The organism is Salegentibacter salegens (assembly GCF_900142975.1).
GTDB lineage: Bacteria > Bacteroidota > Bacteroidia > Flavobacteriales > Flavobacteriaceae > Salegentibacter > Salegentibacter salegens.
The window spans coordinates 631938-651178 of the sequence record NZ_LT670848.1; the positions used below are offsets into that span (position 1 = coordinate 631938).

General features: G+C 38.0%; 13 protein-coding genes and 1 pseudogene. 12 read left to right on the forward strand and 2 right to left on the reverse strand.

All coding sequences use genetic code 11. From position 1 onward, the window contains the following. Nucleotides 1–25 precede the first annotated feature (25 nt). Nucleotides 26–1090, reverse strand: a complete 1065-nt coding sequence (locus tag B5488_RS02755) for a LacI family DNA-binding transcriptional regulator (protein ID WP_079733882.1) — start codon at nucleotides 1088–1090, stop codon at nucleotides 26–28. Nucleotides 1091–1197: 107 nt separating this feature from the next. Between B5488_RS02755 and B5488_RS18120 the strand changes: the two are divergent. The 3 genes and pseudogenes from B5488_RS18120 to B5488_RS02765 all read left to right on the forward strand — a co-directional run. Next, nucleotides 1198–1513 (forward strand): annotated as a pseudogene (locus B5488_RS18120) (IS1595 family transposase); the annotation flags it as partial. A gap of 664 nt (nucleotides 1514–2177) precedes the next feature. Beyond that, nucleotides 2178–5399: a SusC/RagA family TonB-linked outer membrane protein gene (locus B5488_RS02760; RefSeq protein WP_079733883.1), complete on the forward strand. Its 3222-nt coding sequence runs from the start codon at nucleotides 2178–2180 to the stop codon at nucleotides 5397–5399. Nucleotides 5400–5441: 42 nt separating this feature from the next. Continuing rightward, complete coding sequence (locus tag B5488_RS02765) at nucleotides 5442–6203, forward strand: RagB/SusD family nutrient uptake outer membrane protein (RefSeq protein ID WP_197686287.1); 762 nt, start codon at nucleotides 5442–5444, stop codon at nucleotides 6201–6203. On the opposite strand, the gene B5488_RS02770 is transcribed toward B5488_RS02765, so the two are convergent. Next, nucleotides 6148–7386 (reverse strand): IS256 family transposase, encoded by a 1239-nt coding sequence (locus tag B5488_RS02770; RefSeq protein WP_079733433.1) that lies wholly within the window; start codon nucleotides 7384–7386, stop codon nucleotides 6148–6150. The genes B5488_RS02765 and B5488_RS02770 overlap by 56 nt on opposite strands. 119 nt (nucleotides 7387–7505) lie before the next feature. Here B5488_RS02770 and B5488_RS02775 point away from each other — a divergent pair, with 119 nt between their 5' ends. The 9 genes from B5488_RS02775 to B5488_RS02815 all read left to right on the forward strand — a co-directional run bounded on the left by B5488_RS02775 (nucleotide 7506) and on the right by B5488_RS02815 (nucleotide 19071). Then, nucleotides 7506–8282, forward strand: a complete 777-nt coding sequence (locus B5488_RS02775) for a RagB/SusD family nutrient uptake outer membrane protein (protein WP_079733884.1) — start codon at nucleotides 7506–7508, stop codon at nucleotides 8280–8282. A gap of 266 nt (nucleotides 8283–8548) precedes the next feature. Continuing rightward, nucleotides 8549–10612: an alpha-galactosidase gene (locus B5488_RS02780; RefSeq protein ID WP_079733885.1), complete on the forward strand. Its 2064-nt coding sequence runs from the start codon at nucleotides 8549–8551 to the stop codon at nucleotides 10610–10612. A gap of 189 nt (nucleotides 10613–10801) precedes the next feature. Then, nucleotides 10802–12148, forward strand: a complete 1347-nt coding sequence (locus B5488_RS02785; RefSeq protein ID WP_106197167.1) for a 3-keto-disaccharide hydrolase — start codon at nucleotides 10802–10804, stop codon at nucleotides 12146–12148. A gap of 4 nt (nucleotides 12149–12152) precedes the next feature. Then, entirely contained in the window at nucleotides 12153–14723 is a 2571-nt protein-coding gene (locus B5488_RS02790; protein WP_197686289.1) for a GH92 family glycosyl hydrolase, read from the forward strand. Between the two features lie 13 nt (nucleotides 14724–14736). Further along, nucleotides 14737–15036, forward strand: coding sequence for a RagB/SusD family nutrient uptake outer membrane protein (locus B5488_RS02795; protein WP_079733887.1), 300 nt, complete (start codon nucleotides 14737–14739; stop codon nucleotides 15034–15036). A 305-nt stretch (nucleotides 15037–15341) separates the two neighbouring features. Next, nucleotides 15342–16814, forward strand: coding sequence for a sulfatase (locus tag B5488_RS02800; protein ID WP_079733888.1), 1473 nt, complete (start codon nucleotides 15342–15344; stop codon nucleotides 16812–16814). A gap of 89 nt (nucleotides 16815–16903) precedes the next feature. Continuing rightward, complete coding sequence (locus B5488_RS02805; RefSeq protein ID WP_079733889.1) at nucleotides 16904–18289, forward strand: 3-keto-disaccharide hydrolase; 1386 nt, start codon at nucleotides 16904–16906, stop codon at nucleotides 18287–18289. A 9-nt stretch (nucleotides 18290–18298) separates the two neighbouring features. Then, on the forward strand, nucleotides 18299–18544 hold the full coding sequence (locus tag B5488_RS02810; RefSeq protein WP_079733890.1) for a twin-arginine translocation signal domain-containing protein: 246 nt from the start codon (nucleotides 18299–18301) through the stop codon (nucleotides 18542–18544). 80 nt (nucleotides 18545–18624) lie between these two features. Beyond that, nucleotides 18625–19071 carry a VOC family protein gene (locus tag B5488_RS02815; RefSeq protein WP_079733891.1) on the forward strand — a complete coding sequence of 149 codons (447 nt, stop codon included), beginning with the start codon at nucleotides 18625–18627 and terminating at the stop codon, nucleotides 19069–19071. Nucleotides 19072–19241: the final 170 nt, after the last annotated feature.

Sequence of the window (19241 nt, forward strand, 5' to 3'; positions counted from 1 at the left end):
AGTAGATAAATAGTACGATTTTCCATCATTCATTCGTATCTATTTTCGCATTATAATACATCAAATTTTCTCGGGTAATTATATCAAGCGGTAAATATTTTTCGGATTCTACAGCTTGCCTATTTACAAGATGTTTATAAAAAACATCCAATGCAGCATAACCTTGGCTTTCAGGTCGCTGACCGATGACATAGCTTATGACACCACTTTCTAAATGTGAAACGGTATTTTTTATTAAATCATAACCTACAAGTTTGATTTTCTTCATTTCCGCAAAATTTTCCACAATACAATCGGCCGCATAGTATACTTTTGAGCTTGGAACAAAGATACCAACGGTATCCCCATTAGGGCTGCAGGCATTTTTTAGAGTGTTCTTCCAATCTAAACTACCTTGATGGATATCAAATTCAACCAAAGAAATATTATCGATAAAATCGCTGTTATAAATATATTCTTTAAAACCCTCAGTACGCAGTTGTAGCTTCTTATTATGATTTTCGTTGCTTTTAATGGATATTATTGATATTACGCCTTGCCCATTTATTTCTGAACATAGTAGTTTAGCGGCTAATTTACCACTTTGAAAAGCATCTTGACCTATAAAACCTAAAGCCCCGCTATTGGAGATTTTGGAATCGATTACGGAAAAAGGAATTTGCAGCCTTTTTAATTGCAAGCTCCATTTTACAGCTTCAAAATTAATTACCGGTGCAAGTATAACTCCATCAGGCTTTAGACTAATAATCTTATTAGAATGTTTTATAAATGATTGAACCGAATTTTGATCAAAATAGAAAATTTCCAAGTTAATGCCGAATTGCTTCAAATTTTCCTCTGCTTTTTTCAGACCCCTTGCTGGCATCTCCCAATATTCACCTTCATTATAAGAAGGAATTAAGGCACATATGGAATACGTCTTGTTCAACACCAAGCCCCTGGCAAACATATTGGGTTGGTAATTTACCCGTTCCAAGATTTCTAGTACTTTTTCTTTGGTTTTCTTTGAAACTTTTCCGCGATTATGAATTACCCTATCTACAGTACCCAGCGAAACATTAGCTAATTTTGCTATTTCTTTGATAGTCATTTTAATGAATTAAAGATAAAGAATGCGAAAATAACAGAAAATTAAATAGTATACGTACACAATTTAAAATAAATTATAGAGGTCAAAAGTTTAAACGCCTATCGCGATTGCCAGTAAATAATGAATTACGGAATATATTCAACGGTCAAAATCTTCGAGAGTTCTATAGTCGGTTCAATACCGACTTGGATTGCAAAAAAATATCTAGCAGGTTTGAAGAACTAAACCGATTACAAATACTTAAAGTGCAACCATAGTGCCTGTCAGGTCAAAAAAGGAGTTTAGCCCGGCAGTGCAATCTCTGTGGGCATAAAAAGTCTGCTACTGCCAATACACTATTTCACAAAATAAAATTTGGATTTAGGAATGCCTTTTTCATCTGCTCTGAGAACGACCATCAAGAGTTTTTCGGCAAGCTATGTGGATCCCCTATGGCGTGACAAAAAAGGACTTTGCAACACCGAACGGGGTATTAAGCTGCCGAAATAGTTCAGAAACCCTAACACTCACAGAGTTGATTTCTACGTTTTTTTTGATATTCTTTTGATAAGTCCAAAAGTGTCTAACTCCTGAATATGTTTTTAGGGTTATAATCTATTTATTAAATCACTATTGTCCGGTAAAGTTTTTTTGACTTGCTGGAATATGAGTGAGTAAAGACAATTCGGATGTTTTACATTATACACACCTTGCTTTGGGAAAATGAACGAATAGTTTCATAATTTAAAATTGTCACTTAAAAAACGCTGATATTCAGTAGGTTGGTTTTAGTCTTTTTTCTTTATTCTTGCAGCGAAGCGATCTTTACTCTTTAACCGGACACCAATGTTATTAAATCCACCTTTAATAAGGTACGTACCTGATTTTATTTTTATTTTATTTTGAAAATCTAAAAAATTTCTTAACTTAGTCCCAAATAAAGATATTATAGTTATTTAAGTGTTAAAAATATGTGTGGTTATCCTTATATTATAGCTTATTTCACCCAATAATGTTAACGTACACTTTTTGTTTTCTATTGGTTACAAAAGGTTTTATTCTTAAATCTAAAATTTAATATCCTATTAATAATCCTAAAATTTAAAATATGAAATTAGAGCTAAAAAATGTTTTTAATTTAAAAGTCTTTATTGTTAAGGGGTTTTTGATGTTTGCTGTTATTTTGGTCTTTTGTTTTCCTCTCAATTCCTTATATGCTTCTGGGTCTATGGCAAATTTAAATGAATTTATTATTTCGAAAAACTTCCAAGAAGTAACGGTGAGTGGCGTGGTGGTTGATAAAGATGGTGTGCCTTTACCAGGTGCCAATGTTTCGGAAAAAGGCACTTCAAACGGTACACAAACTGATTTTGATGGAAAATTTTCGTTAATAGTTTCAGGTGAAAATGCTATTCTTTCAATATCTTTTATGGGCTTCGTTACAACGGATGTGCCAGTCGAAGGGCGGGAGACTTTGAGTATAACTTTGGAAGATAGTGCTGCTGCTTTGGATGAAGTTGTGGTAGTAGGTTACGGTACGCAAAGCCGCCGCGATGTCACAGCTGCAATAGCTTCGGTTCCAATGGACGAAATTAAAGATATGCCAGTGTCTAATGTGGCTATCGGTATCCAGGGAAAAGTTCCTGGTGTGCAAATTCAACAAACTAGTGGTGCTCCTGGCAGTACACCCTCAATAAAAGTACGGGGATTCGGTTCTATAAGTGCAGGGAGCGATCCTTTAATTGTGGTTGATGGTAATATGGTAAGTGCTCAGGTTTTTAATTTAATAAACCCGAATGAAATAGAAAGCATTGATATTCTAAAAGATGCTTCATCTACGGCTATTTACGGATCTCGTGGGTCAAATGGTGTTGTAATGGTCACAACTTCACGTGGTAAGGCAGGGCGTCATGTTGTAACTCTTGATATGTATACGGGGTTTCAGGAGATCTCTAATCAGGTGGATATGTTAAACTCAGAGCAGTTCGCCGAATTTTCAAGAGAAGCTGCTAACAATGCTTACTTAGATAATGTTCCAGGGGCTACCCCTTCTGATCCAAATGATGTTCGTCCTGGTGATTACCTGCGTTATCGATATCCTAGGGGTGAAAATTTTGAATGGCTTAATTTTGATGATCCTTCTAACCTGCCTTATCATGATTATCAAGATTTGATATTTCAAAGAGCTTCAATGAATAATTACCAATTATCGGCTTCCGGTGGAACTGATAAAGTTCAGTATGCAGTAAGTGGTGGATATTTAGGTCAAAATGGTATCATCAAAAGATCAAATCTTGATAGGTATACTTTGCGTGCCAACGTTGATATAAATATTACACCTAGACTAAGGATGGGAATAAACATAAACCCTTCACATAGTATAAGGCAGGATGTAAATGCCAGCGGCCATTGGGCTAGTAACGGCATTATCAATTCTGCTTTAGCTGCTGTACCAATGGCACCTATTTATTCTGAGGATGGGGCAGCCTATTCTTCTCAGGCCGCCATATCAGCTCCTTATGGATGGCCTGGTGTGCCTAATCCTATAGCCAATATTACTGAAGTTGACAACCAGTATTCATATACTAATTTATTGACTAACGCTTATGCAGAATATCAAATTTTTGATGATCTAGAATACAGAGTTTCTGGTAATGTTAATTTGAACAACACCAGACGAGACATCTATCAGACTTCAAAGTTACCACTTAACCAGCTTTTGCCTCCTAATCAAGCCACAGCTTCAACATCATCAGAGCAAGGAATAAACTGGGTATTTAATCAAACGTTAAATTACAACAAGAACATCAATGAAATGCATGATTTGGATGTCTTAATCGGTATGGAAACATACAAACTTCAGTATAAGAATAGTTTAGCTTCCGGTACTACCTTTGCGAGTGATATTGTCCCGACCTTGAATGCTGCAGGTCAACCTACTTCTGTTTCTTCTTCAGAAGCAGAGACTTCTACTCTTTCTTATTTTGGAAGGGTGAGTTATGATTATGATGACAGGTATTTATTGAATGCTTCTATACGTTTGGATGGTTCGTCAGTTTTTGGTCCGGAAAATCGGTGGGGAACATTCCCTGCAGGTTCAGTAGGATGGAGATTGTCAGAAGAACCTTTTATGGAAAGCTTTACCTTTTTATCGGAAACGAAATTACGGGCAAGTTATGGTCTATCTGGTAACAATGCTTTTGATACCTACTATCCCTATATTGCTTCTATTGGTGAAGATAATTATAGTTTTAATGGTAATTTAGTGACTGGGCTTGGTCCGAGTTCTTTGGGGAATGCCGAATTAGGTTGGGAGAAAAGTCGCCAATTAGATGTAGGAATTGATTTGGGATTGTTTGATCAGCGTATATATTTCAGTGTCGATTATTATAATCGTACTACTACAGATCTTTTGTTAGCTGTAAACGTTCCGACAATTACGGGTTTTAGTACCGCATTTACGAACATTGGAGAAATGGAGAACAAAGGATGGGAATTTGCTTTAAATACTGACAATCTTACTGGCCAATTGTTGTGGGAAACAAATTTGAATTTATCTTTCAACCGAAACGAAGTTTTGGAATTAGGACCTAACGGTGACCCTATAAGAAGTGGTAGTGGTATCGGTCAAACAAATATCACACAGATTGGTTCTCCCATCGGTAACTTTTATGGTTTTAAACAACTAGGTGTTTTTCAGGATGAAGCAGATCTGCAAAGCTATCCTCATTACGCCACAGCTAGACCAGGTGATGTGAAATACGAAGATGTAAATGGAGATGGGGAAATTACAGCCGATGATCGAACTATCATCGGTAATAATCAACCCGATTTTGTTTATGGTGTAACAAATACCTTCGCATATAGTGGATTTGATTTAAGTGTTTCTTTGTATGGGCAGCAAGGAGGTGAAGTTCTTAATTTAAGCAGACGTTTCATTGAGCAACTGGAGGGAAATCAGAATCAGCTTACCACTGTTTTGAACAGATGGCGTTCACCAGAAGATTTAGGAGATGGCGTTACTCCACGTGCGAATTCAAGGACAACTGGTAATAACAATGCAGTATCCAGTCGATGGGTAGAGGATGCTTCTTTCTTACGTGTTCAGAACATTACTCTTGGTTACCAACTGCCACAAAATTTTATAGAAAGAATACGCTTACAACAAGCCAGGATCTATTTGTCTGGCCAAAACTTATATACATGGACAGAATATCTGGGTTATAATCCTGAAGTAAGTGGCTATGAAGGAGCGTTAACCGGAGGAGTGGATTATGGAGCCTATCCGTTACCGAGGACAGTTACTCTTGGAGTTAATATAGGGTTCTAGATTTTTTAAAGGAGATGTTCAATTAAACTAAAATAGTAAGTAATGAAAACGAAAGTAATGAGATTAAAGAATATAAAAGGTCTCTGCGTGGGTCTAATATGTAGTATTCTCTTGAATTCTTGTAGTGAAAACTTTGTGGATCTACAACCGATTTCTGAAACTACAACGGTTAATTTTTATCAAACCGCTGATGATATTAGGAATGCTGTGAACGGGGCCTATGCAGCACTGCAGGCGGACGGGATATCAATAGATAGTTATGTTTTTGGAGAAATTCGTTCTGATAACGCCATGCCGGTTCCATCAGGCTCAGTTACGAGCCAGGATGAATTTGATAGGTTCTATATACAATCAACAAATCCTTATATAGAGGAACGTTGGAATGATAGTTACCGTGCAATCTCTCGATGCAATATCATCTTGGAGAGGATTGAAAACATAGAGATGGAGGAAGATATGAGAAATATGTATATAGGAGAAGTGAAATTTATTCGAGCATATGTTTATTTTGAGTTAGTCCGCACGTATGGAGATGTCCCGTTGGTTTTGAAGGAAATCCAAAATCCAAATGAAGCATATGAGTATGGCCGAAATTTAACAGCAGAAGTTTATTCTCAAATTGAAAGTGATCTTCAGGAGGCAGAAGCAGCTTTGTCACCATATAATGAAGATTTAGGACGTGCGACGGGAGTGTTAGCTCAACTCTGTCTGCTTCTTCTCCCGGGGGTACCCCCGGGAGAAGAAAATTTTAGTTTTTCGTTTCATTGGTGGCTAAGTCCAACTCTAGCCGACCTTCAAATTTAATAGCTAATTGTTGAACTACCAAACCCCAGTTCTGCAGTGGGGCGTTCCATTTCTTTTCAATTCTTCTGGTAGCTAGGTAAACCAGCTTCAATAGTGCCATATCATTGGTAAAAGCGCCTTTGGTCTTGGTTACTTTTCTTACCTGCCGGTGAAAAGCCTCTACGGCATTTGTGGTGTATATGAGTTTTCTAATGGGTGCGGTATATTCAAAATAAGCACTCAATCGGTCCCAGTTATCATTCCAGGAACGGATCACTATGGGATATCTTTTGCCCCATTTTTCTTCCAGATCCAGTAAAGCCGATTCAGCCTGGTCTTTGGTGTCAGCCTTGTACACCAGTTTAAGGTCTTTCATAAAATCTTTTTGATCCTTACTGGCCACATACTTCATACTATTGCGGATCTGGTGGACAATACATAGCTGAATATCAGTCTTGGGATAAACAGAATGAATGGCTTCACTAAAGCCCGTAAGATTATCCGTACAGGCAATCAGAATATCTTTTAAGCCACGGTTGTTTAATTGGGTCAGCACCTGAAGCCAAAAATTGGCCCCTTCACTTTCCGAGATATACATACCCAGCACTTCCTTTCTTCCAGCTTTATTTATTCCTAAAATATTATACAAGGCCTTGTGCTTTACTTTGCCTTCTTCGCGTACCTTGAAGTGCATCGCGTCGAGCCATAGGATGCAATATACCGGCTCCAAGGGGCGATCCTGCCATTCCTTAACCTTGGGAATCACCCGGTCCGTAATATCACTTAGAACGTGTGTGGATATCTTGGAATCATACATTTCCTCTATATGAGCTGAGATATCCCGCAGGCTATTGCCCATCCCGTACATGCCTATAATCTGCTTTTCTAAATTATCGGCCAGGATACGCTGGCGTTTCGCTACGATCTCCGGCTCAAAGGTACTGTTACGATCCTGGGGCGTGTTAATGGTGACGTCCCCTTGGCTGCTCTTTAGGGTCTTTTTGCCTTTGCCATTACGCTTATTACCTGCTTTTGAGCCTTTTTCTTCATCGGAAAGGTGCGAAGACATTTCTGCTTCCAGGGCCTCTTCCATAAACTCCCTAAGCATTGGAGCAAAAGCGCCGTTTTTGCCGGTTAGGGATTCTCCTGATAAAAATTGTTTTAATGCTTTTTCCTTTAATTCCTTAATCTCTTCTTGTGTCATAATCTAGTCTAAAAATTTTAATTTAATTTTCAAAGTCTAGACAGACTTGAGATTACACCCTCCGTGCGACACAAGGAGCTGCCAAAGCTTTGCTTGGAAAAGTTTATCTAACTCAAAAAATGTATAGCGCAGCTGCTGAAAAGTTGAAAGAAGTTATAGATTCAGGTGTCTATAATCTATTACCTAATTATGCTGCAGTTTTCGATCCCGACAATGATAATAATGATGAAATCATTTTCTCTATTCAGTTCTTGGCGGGAGGAATTGGCGAGGGAAATCCTTGGCCTAACTCTTTTGCTCCTATAAATTCGGGTAATGCAGTTATTCCATTTGGAGGTGGGGGAAATAATCAACCTACAACAGATATGATCAACAGCTATGAACCAGGTGATCAACGAAAAGATTTTTCTATAGCAACTTCTTATGAATCTGAAAGTGGAGAAATAATCCCTACCAATTTTGTGACAAAATATCAGGATGAACCTGCTACCTCCGGTGATAATGATAATGATATACCCATCATCAGATACGCTGATATTCTTTTAATGTATGCTGAAGCACTTAATGAATTGGGTTATGAATCTCCAGGAGAAGCTTTTATTTACCTGAATGAGGTTCGGGAAAGGGCCGGCTTGATGAGTTTGTCATCAGCAGAGGTGAGTAGTCAGGAGGAATTTAGGTTGGCAATTGAAAAGGAACGTCGTGTTGAATTAGCTTTTGAAGGACATCGCTGGTTTGACCTGGTACGTACTGATAGGGCCATTCCAGTAATGAATGCTAAAAAAGATGAAATGGAGCTAGTGAAAACTCTAACGGAAAATGAAAAAGTGTTTCCTATTCCCCAAAGTGTGATTGATGTTAATCCAGATCAAATTCAGCAAAATCCGGGATATTAAAATATTGCGAATAAAAGAGGTAGAAGTAATATTTTCCTTGTTTGTTTTATCCCAACGTTTTTATTAGAAGATTGTGTTAATAAAACTAAAAGTCGATTTGGATGAGTTAATATTCTTTTTTAGTTATCTATTGACTTTGGTTTTATTAGCTTTTCTATTCATAAAATTTAATAAAGTGATATCGTAGTAAATTACTGGTGTCATTATATGGGAAGGAATGGCCTGCCATATTGAGAGAAAGTTAATCCCGTAAACTCATATCCATTATGAAGACTCTATGGTTCAGTATTTTGATGTATTTCCTTTTTTTTGACAATCCTATTTTTAGCCAGAACGGGATAGAGACATGTGAAGCATTTTTGGAAGGTAACATGCTTGTGTTAAGCAATAATCATATTGAAAGAAAATGGATGTGGAACAAAGGAGATATCATTCCTTTTTCATTGACTAATATAAAAAAAGATAAGACATTACTATTTAAAGATTCTCCGCCTGCTGTTCACCATGGAGGAATGGCTTTCTTGAAAAACGAGGATTTTCAAATCATAAAAATAGAAGATGATATTATTGGTGGTCTGCCGGGTCATCTGCAGGTAATAATCATTAATCGATATCGCGCCGGAGTAGATGTGAAGAAAGTATTTACAATTTTTCCAGATACTCCGGCGATATCGATTGATCATTATCTGAAATATTCTGTACTTCCTAACGCTGTTAAGGCGGACAAAAAAGGTGCAACAGGTATAGAAGAAAGAAATGATAGAAAAATCGAAGGATCTTTTTTGGATTATTATGCACTCGATCAAAAACACTGGAGCATGAAATTTGTAGAATTTCGCGATAGGACCGACGAAAACAATAATCTTGTTGACGAAAATGAAATTATTCCTTATTTTGAGGAAAAAAACTATAAAGGAAATCTTCTTTTGGCGCATAATCTGGTCAACGACTTCAATTTTTTTATTCTCAAAGAGGCTCCCAACTACATAAGCCAAGTCAATTATCCTGGATATGATTTCACAGTTAGCAATTCAAAAATATCAATACCTTTTTCAGGTTTCATGTCTGTAAATGCTGATCATGAGTGGGTTAAGGGATATACGATCACTATCGGAGTGGGAGGTAATGAGGAGGACAATTTATTTGCTTTACGGAAGTACTTGAATAATTCCATAATCTATGAGCCTGATACATATGAAATGATTATGATGAATACTTGGGGTGACCGGGGTCAGGATAGTAAGATTAATGAATCATTTATTTTGAAGGAACTTGAACATGCTAAGCGTTTGGGAATAACACATTTTCAAATTGATGATGGTTGGCAGGAGGGCCTGTCGAAGAATTCCTCCATTCAATCGGATGGATTATGGGGTGAATGGTCTCCGGAACATTGGAAACCAAACAAAGAGCGTTTTCCTAATGGCTTTAAAAAAATTCTCATTTCAGCAGAAGAAAAAGATATTCGCTTAGGTCTGTGGTTTCACCCTTCTAACGTTAATGATTATAAAACCTGGAAGACAGATGCTAATATTCTCGTCAAGATTTATGAATCAACGGGAATAAATTATTTTAAAATTGATGGAATAAAAATTCCAAATAAAAAAGCTGAGATTAATTTGACCAACTTTTTTAAAGAAGTAAAGAAAGCTACCAATGGAAAGGTTTTTTTTAATCTCGACCTTACAGCAGATACCCGCGGTGGGTATTTCATGTTCAGAGATGCAGGGAATCTTTTTCTAGAGAATCGCTATACTGATTTTGGAAACTATTTTCCATTCCAGACGTTACGAAATCTTTGGATGCTATCGAAATATTTTCCTCCTCAATTATTGCAGGTCGAATTTTTGAACAAGTGGCGTAACATGAAAAGGTATGATCCCAATGATCCTTTTGCGCCGGGTAATTATGACTTCGATTATTTATTTGCGACAACGATTATGGGACAACCCTTGGCATGGATGGAAGCCTCAAATCTTCCGGAGGAAGCTTTTGAAAGTGCTCCTTTCATAAAGAAATATAAGTCTTTAATGGTGGATATACACCAAGGATTGATAATGCCTTTGGGGAAAATGCCCGATGGTAGATCATGGACTGGTTTCCAGGCCATCCAAGATGAAACCGGTTATCTGTTGGTGTTTCGGGAAAATTCAAATAAAGAAAGGGAGGAGCTTGAAATGTTTATTCCAGATGGTTCAAAAGTAGAATTTGATATTATATATAGCAATGCTCAAGAGTACGATATTGAAATGAGTGAAAGTGGAGAAGCCGATGTCTTTCTGTCAAAAATAAATTCTTTTATGTTATGCAAATATCAAATAAAAAAATGAACCGGCGGTGATAAACAGATTCCACTGACATAACTAGTAAACTTTGTATAAATTAGATACAATAGATGAATTACATCAACTTATGTCTCAGTGCCCTGGTTAGTGAATTTATGGTATATGAAGGGAAATTTTTTAATGATAAAATAATAATAATTCACAATGAAACAAAAACAAAATATCGTGTCGAAAATGGCAGTATCAGCTATACTTATTTTTCTTGTTGGCTGCTCAGCAACAGCTCCAGATGCTCCTTGGTTTTCTTTATTTGACGGAGAGTCTTTGGATGGCTGGAGCCAAAAGAATGGAAATGCAAAATATGAATTGGAGGATGGAGTGATCGTGGGAACTACGGTTTCGGGAACACCTAATTCATTTCTCACGACTGATAAAAAATATGGTGACTTTATCCTGGAGCTTGACTTTAAAGCAGATCCCAGTATGAATTCTGGGATCCAGATAAGAAGCGAGAGCAAACCTCAATATCAAGATAATCGTGTACATGGTTATCAGGTAGAAATAGATCCTTCAGATCGTGCATGGAGCGGAGGCATATATGATGAAGCCAGAAGAGGGTGGCTCTATCCTATGAGTCTGAATACATCCGCGCAAAATGCATACAAAAAGGATGACTGGAACCATTACAGAATCGAAGCCATAGGTGATACTATTCAAACGTGGGTGAACGGAATAGCAGCTGCAAACCTGGTTGATGATAAGACGCAAGAGGGTTTTATCGCACTGCAGGTACATGCAATTGGCGATGATGAAGCTCCCGGCAAACAAATCAGGTGGAAAAATGTAAGGATTATGACTGACAGCTTGGAGCAATATAACACGAAAAGTGATGCACCCGTTTTTAATACTAATAATCAATTAACTTCCTCGGAGATAGAAAAGGAATGGAAATTGCTTTGGGATGGTAAATCTACTAATGGATGGCGTGGAGCCAGAATGGATAAGTTTCCAGAACAGGGCTGGGAAATTGAGGATGGAATTCTAACCGTTTTAGCAAGTGGTGGGGCCGAGTCTGCTGCAGGCGGTGATATTGTAACGGAAGATCTTTATGGTGATTTTGAATTAAAAGTAGATTTCAAATTAACAAAAGGAGCTAATAGTGGGGTTAAATACTATGTTGATACAGATATAAATAAAGGGCCGGGATCCTCCATTGGTTTGGAATACCAAATTTTAGATGATGAGAATCATCCGGATGCAAAATTAGGTAACCATAAAGGCAGTAGAACCGTTGCTTCACTCTACGACCTTATTAAAGCTGATCCAAACAAACCAATCAATCCCGTGGGAGAGTGGAATACTGCACATATCGTTTCAAAGGATAATCATGTAGAACATTGGCTAAATGGGACTAAAGTTTTAGAATATGAACGCGGAAGTGAAAATTTCAGAAAATTAGTCTCCGAAAGCAAATATGATAAATGGCCCAATTTCGGACAATCTGAAAATGGACATATCCTATTACAGGATCATGGGGACAGGGTAAGCTTTAAGAATATTAAAATCAAATCCTTAAATTGAAAATATGAGCACAAGAAGAAATTTTATTAAAAAAACAGCTTTGGGAAGTGCTGGGATAGCAGTAGCCAGTTCAGCGATGGGAATGCCGGCCAGTAGCTACCGACGAATCATAGGCTCCAATGATCGGCTGAATGTGGCAATTGCAGGCCTGGGCAGAAGATTGGGTGCGTTTTACGAGCCTATTGCAAATTTCATGAAAAACTCGGTCCATTTACTATCATCCAAAGTGAATTTGCAAATAATTGTGTTGTTGGTTATCCTAGCATTTTTTAATGGTACTATAACGGCTCAACAAAAACCAGTAGATTTAGTTAACCCATTTGTAGATACGGTGAATTCCAGATGGTTTTATTTTAGCTCGGCAAGTCGACCATTTGGGATGGTAAATCTAAGCCCTGATACAGATACTGATGGCTCGTGGAGTTCTGGTTATCTGTATGATAGTAAATATATCCGTTGTTTTAGCCATGTGCATGCATGGCAATTGGCAGGAGTGGCTGTTATGCCAACAACAGGAGAGTTTAAAGGGCATTTAGGAATGGATGCTTATCAATCGGCTTTTAGTCATGATGGCGAAATTGCAAAGCCTGGTTATCATAAAGTATTTTTAAAAGATTATGAAATTGGAGTCGAATTAACGTCTACCACACGTGTTGGTTTTCATCGATATAACTTTCCAAAAAGCAAAGACAATTCCATCATTTTTGATACTGGAGCTAGATTAGCACATGGACCAACTACGTTTTCTAAAGTATGGAAAGTAAGTGATACAGAAATCGCAGGCGTTCAGGTTCTTAAAAAAACAGGACGTCGCCCAAAAGACACGCCTGTATATTTTGCGGCAAAGCTAAACAAACCATTCGATACTTTTAAAGGATGGGTAAACAATGAAATGGTTGAAAAACAAATGGATACCATTCAAGGCGTAAATGCTGGAGTTGGTTTGTTTTTTAATGATGAAGAAGCTAGTGAAGTGTTAATGAAAGTCGGGATTTCCTACGTGAGTGTAGAACAGGCTCGAAAAAATCTTAATACTGAAATTGACCATTGGGATTTTGATAAAGTGCATAATGAATCTTTACAAACTTGGAATGATTGGCTTAGTAAAATTGAAATTAAAGGCGGAACCCATAAACAACAAGTTAAATTTTATACCGATTTGTGGCATGCCTTACAGGGAAGAAGAATTATAAGTGATGTAGATGGAAAATACACGGATATGACGGGTGAAAGTCCCGTTACTAGAACCGTAAGATTAGATGAAAATGGTAAGCCTTTATTTCCGCATTATAATTTTGATGCTTGGTGGGGAAGCCATTGGTCGTTGAATATACTATGGTCTATGGCATATCCTGAACTTATGGATGGGTTCTCTAACACGATGATAGATATGTATAAAAATGGCGGACTCATTCCTCGTGGGCCATCAGGTGGTAATTATACCTTCGTCATGATTGGAGATCCCTCTGTGCCATTCTTTGCTGCAGCATATAATAAAGGCATTAGAAATTACGACATTGAAAAAGCCTATGAAGGCTTACGTAAAAATGCTTTTGTAGGAGGTTCTAGAGACCATGCAGGTTATGAACATAACACACCAGCTTACGGTGGTGGTATGCAATATTATATAGAAAATGGATGGGTGCCTGAAGGTATAGAAGCTAAAGGTGGGCATAAAGATGGTGCCTCTATGACTTTGGAGTATGCCTACCAAGATTGGTGTTTAGCTCAATTATCAAAAGCATTAAATAAAGAAGAAGATCATAAACTCTTTATGAAACGCTCGTTAAACTATAAGAATCTATGGAATCCTGAAACAAAAATGATTCATCCTCGTGAGATAGATGGTAGTTGGATAAAAGATTTTAAACCTGTGGTTGAAAGTTTTAACGCCCGTGGTTTTTGTGAAAGTAATTCAGCTATATATACTCATTTTGTACCTCAAGATTTAGAAGGCTTAATTGAATTGTTTGGAGGAAAAGACGTTTATAATGACTTCTTAAATGAATCTTTTATAAAAGGAGAGAAACTGGATTTTGTAGGCGCTAATAAAAATCATGCTGCTAGTTGGGTCGATTATGGAAACCAACCAGGAACCGGAATGGCACATTTGTTTAATTACTCTGGTGCGCCTTGGTTAACACAAAAATGGGTACGGAAAGTGAAAGAGGTTTATGGAGATATTACACCATATGGAGGTTATAAAGGTGATGAAGACCAAGGACAAATGGGTGCTTTGGGAACTTTGATGGCTATGGGGCTTTTTGAGCTTGATGGAGGAGCTTCAGTAAAACCGTATTACGAAATTACAAGTCCGATTTTTGATGAGGTAACCATTCATCTTAATAATGATTATTACCCAGGTGAAAAATTTGTTATAAAGACCTCTAATAATAAACCAGAAAATATCTATATCCAATCAGCAAAATTAAATAACAGCAATTTGGATAATAGCTGGTTTTATCATGATGATTTTGCAAAAGGAGGCATTTTAGAATTGAAATTAGGAGAACAACCAAATAAAGAATGGGGTGTAAAAGTACCACCTCCTTCTTTCAGTCAAAGTAAAAATTAACTTTTGATGGGAATTGACTAAGACGAAAATCAATGCAGCTAAAGATATAAATGTGTTAAGGGAAAGAGCTAATGCAACTTCCGTAAATCCCGCAGATGTAGATTATTTACTAGACGAGCGAGCCAGAGAATTGGTTGCAGAAGAGCCTCGAAGACTTACTTTGGCGAGAATGCACGAATTGGTTGAACGGGTAAAACGTTATAATAAAGTATCCGCTCCCTCCATTCAAGAATTTCATAATTTATGGCCTATACCTCAGAGCGAGATTGACGCCAATATTAATAGTGAACTTACCCAGAATCCAGGATATTGAGTATTAATAAACCAAAGTGTACTATGTAAGACTAGAGAACAGATATGGCGCACTAAGCTAGGATTGCTAGGACATGATTCGAAAATGAGCGGGCAAAAATCTCGGGGGATAGCCTAAAGATATATTCTATTTTATCTGGAAAGTGCAGTGTGATCTCGATAAATATTGTTATCGTTTCATTGTATGTTGATTGTTTGTATAATATAGAGCATAATGAGGCTCTGTCCTGACGTACTAAAAATTAACATTTGATGGTCTAATTAAGAAATCTGTATTAAAGTCATAACTAAATCTAACTACAAACTATGAATTTCTTCAAACTTATTTTATACCTTTTTTTGCTCCAAACTTTTTCGGTCATTGGCCAGACAAAAAAGCCACCAAATGTCCTATTCCTTTTTGTGGACGATTTGCGGCCAGATTTGGGCTGTTATGGAAATGAGATTATTAAATCGCCAAATATCGATCAGTTGGCCTCAGAAGGAAGTGTTTTTCTAAAGCATTACGTACAAGTTCCTACGTGCGGAGCTTCCAGATATAGTATTTTAACAGGTCAACTGCCAAGCGCCAAAGGCGAGTTGAGCAATCAAGCGATTCGCGAACTGATTTCGGGGCAACCGGAACAGGCCAAGCCGGAAACGTTCATCCATCAATTGAGGAGGAAAGGGTATTATACCGTGGGCATGGGGAAAATAGGGCATTATATAGATGGGCTTTACGGTTATAACGAAAGTTCTGAAGGAGCAAAACGGGAACTTCCCTATAGTTGGGATGAGAAGGTGTTCAATGCGGGAAAATGGGGGAATGGGTGGAATGCTTTTTTTGGGTATGCTGATGGCTCAAATAGACAAAGCAGGAACAAACAGGTAAAACCTTATGAAAAGGGGGATGTGGGCGACGAGGGTTATCCCGATGGCCTTACGGCAAATTTAGCTGTCGAAAAATTAGGAGAACTGGCCAAAAAGGAACAGCCATTTTTTTTAGGCGTGGGTTTTTTTAAACCGCACTTACCCTTCACTTCCCCAAAAAAGTATTGGGACCTATACGATGAATCAGATATCGAAACGACCAAATCCCCCAATATACCCGAAAATATCAACGTGGCAAGCTTGCATAATAATGGCGAGCTCAATCAGTATCTTTTAGGGGAGGAAAAACCGACATTAGATAATCCTGCGTCAGAGGAATATGCGCAAAAACTCAGACGTGCCTATTATGCAGCGGTGAGCTATACAGATGCGCAAGTGGGTAAGATTTTGAACGAACTGAAGAAACAGGGGTTGGCGGAGAATACCATTGTCATCCTGTGGGGCGATCATGGCTGGCAACTGGGCGACCACCGGGAATGGGGGAAACATACCATTTTTGAAAAAGCCGTTAGAAGTCCGCTGATTATTAAAGCCCCAAACCTGCCTGATCAAACTCCAAGAGTGGATAAGATCGTAAGCTCAATAGATATCTACCCCACGCTGATGGAGCTGTGTGACTTAGAAATGCCGTACAAGACCGCAGGACGAAGTATGGTGAGGCTTTTGGATAAAAATAGGAACAAGGATTGGCAGCAAAACGCATACAGTTATTATAAGGATGGGATTTCAGTAAGGGTTCCCAGGTATCGCTACACGAAATATTTCAGAACGGATAAACCGCGTATTGAATTATACGATCATAAAAACGATCCTTACGAAAATGACAATGTTGCCGAAGAGCATCCACAAATTGTCAAAAAACTGGACAAGATTTTGGAGATGGGCAATACCGGGCTTTATGAAAAATGAAATCCCAAATTTTATATGGAAAAGCGGAAGAAGTCAAAATTAAACACAAATAACTATAACCTAACTTGTAAAATTTTAAATACACATTGATGAAAACAAAAACGATTTCTGGTGTAACATTCACCTTATTATTAATGACGGCGTTCTTTCTTTCACTGAGCAGTTGCGACACTAAACCAAAGGACAGCGCCCCTTGGACCGATATTTTTAACGGAAAAAATCTCGACGGCTGGACGCAGAAGGGCGGCGTTGCCAAATACGAGGTCAAGGATAGCCTGATCGTGGGGACAACGGTGCCCAACACGCCCAACTCTTTCCTGACCACCGATAAACAATATAGTGACTTTATTATGGAAGTGGAGTACAAGGTGGACAGCACCATGAATTCTGGTATTCAGATAAGGAGCAATAGCCTTGATCATTATAGGAACGGCCACGTTCATGGATATCAGATTGAGATAGACCCTTCAGAAAGAGCTTGGAGTGGTGGTATTTATGATGAAGGCAGAAGAGGTTGGTTGTTTTCATTGACGGGGAGTAAAGACGCGCAACAGGCGTTTAAACAAAATGAATGGAATAAATATAGAATTGAGGCCATAGGTGATACCATACAAACTTGGGTCAATGGAGTGCCAGCTGCTCATTTGATAGACGATAAAACAGATAGTGGTTTTATTGCCCTTCAGGTCCACAGTATTGGGGAGGATGATTCGGAAGGTAAAGAAATTATGTGGAGGAATATAAGAATTCTTACTGAAGATCTTGATCAATATAGTAGAGAGACCCCTGTGGATCCCGTGAAAACCATGAACAACTTGACTTCTGCAGAGAAAGAAACTGGATGGAAAATGCTTTGGGACGGAGAATCTACAGAAGCCTGGCGTGGTGCAAAATTGGAAGAATTCCCAGAGAAAGGATGGGTTGTTGAGGATGGCGTTTTAACGGTACTTGCTACGGGAGGTGAAGAATCTACTGCTGGTGGGGATATCGTGACCAAAAAATTATACGGCGATTTCGAATTAAAAGTAGATTTTAAAATTACTGAAGGTGCCAATAGCGGAATCAAGTATTATGTAGATACCGATCTTAATAAGGGGCCGGGTTCTTCCATTGGTTTGGAGTATCAAATCTTGGACGATAAAAGGCACCCTGATGCCAAAAAGGGCAATCACGAAGGCAGCCGTACTCTTGCTTCACTATACGACCTTGTTAAGGCAGACCAAAAAAAACCGGTAAACCCCATAGGGGAGTGGAACACTGCGCATATTATTTCTAAAGATGGCCATGTGGAACATTGGCTTAATGGGATGAAGGTGTTGGAGTTTGACAGGAATAGTGAAGATTTCTTAAAACTTGTTTCTGAAAGTAAATATGAGAAATGGCCTGATTTCGGCCAATTAGAGAAGGGTCAAATTCTATTACAAGATCATGGAAATAGGGTAAGCTTTAAAAATATTAAACTCAAATCTTTATAAACTAAAAATATGAATACGAGAAGAAATTTTATAAAAAAAACGGCCTTGGGAAGTGCCGGGATAGCGATGGCCGGTTCAGCCATGGCGATGCCTGCCAGTAGCTACCGTCGCATTATAGGGGCCAACGACCGATTAAATGTCGCTATTGCCGGTCTTGGCAGAAGGCTGGGCGCGTTCTATGAGCCCATTGCATTAAAAGAGAGCAATGTGCAGTTAATGTACTTGTTTATGATTGATGTAAATCCAAGGTTATAGGGGAATATAGTTTACTAATAATACAGATATCCTGGACAGAGAGAGAGCCTAAATATTAAATAGTCATTAAAAATAAAGAAATGCAGTACTCGTATTCATTAATATGCACCTTGTTATTCACCTGCTTTTGTTCAGCTCAGACGAACTATGATTTCAAAAAAGATCATGATGCTTTATTGGTGCACGATTTAGAGATTTCAGCGAATTTTTATCAAGATGTTTTAGGCCTGAAAGAGGTTTCTAGCAAGGCAATCCCATCTGGCAAACGTTGGTTCGAGCTAGGTAATGGCGTGCAACTTCATTTAAGCGAAAGCAAGGAGGAGGTACCTAAAAGTAAATCAATACATATGGCTATTACCACACAAAAGATAGATGCGTTTGTCGATTTTTTAAAATCTAAAGATATCTATTTTGAAAATTGGGCTGGGAAAGCGAAAACTGTCAGAGTTAGAGCTGATGGAGTAAAACAATTTTATATTAGGGATCCGGATGGTTATTGGATAGAAGTAAATAATGCAAAAATGTAAAAAAATATAAGCTGTATTAGCAAAGTAATTTGAGTTCTCTTCAATAAGTTTGTGAGATTTGTAAATGAGTTGTCTTCCAGTTTCTTATATTATGTGGCATTCTATGAAAGAGGTTGAATAGAATTTTATAGAAATATTAAAAAATGTTCATTGTCAAAAAAGTCTTACAG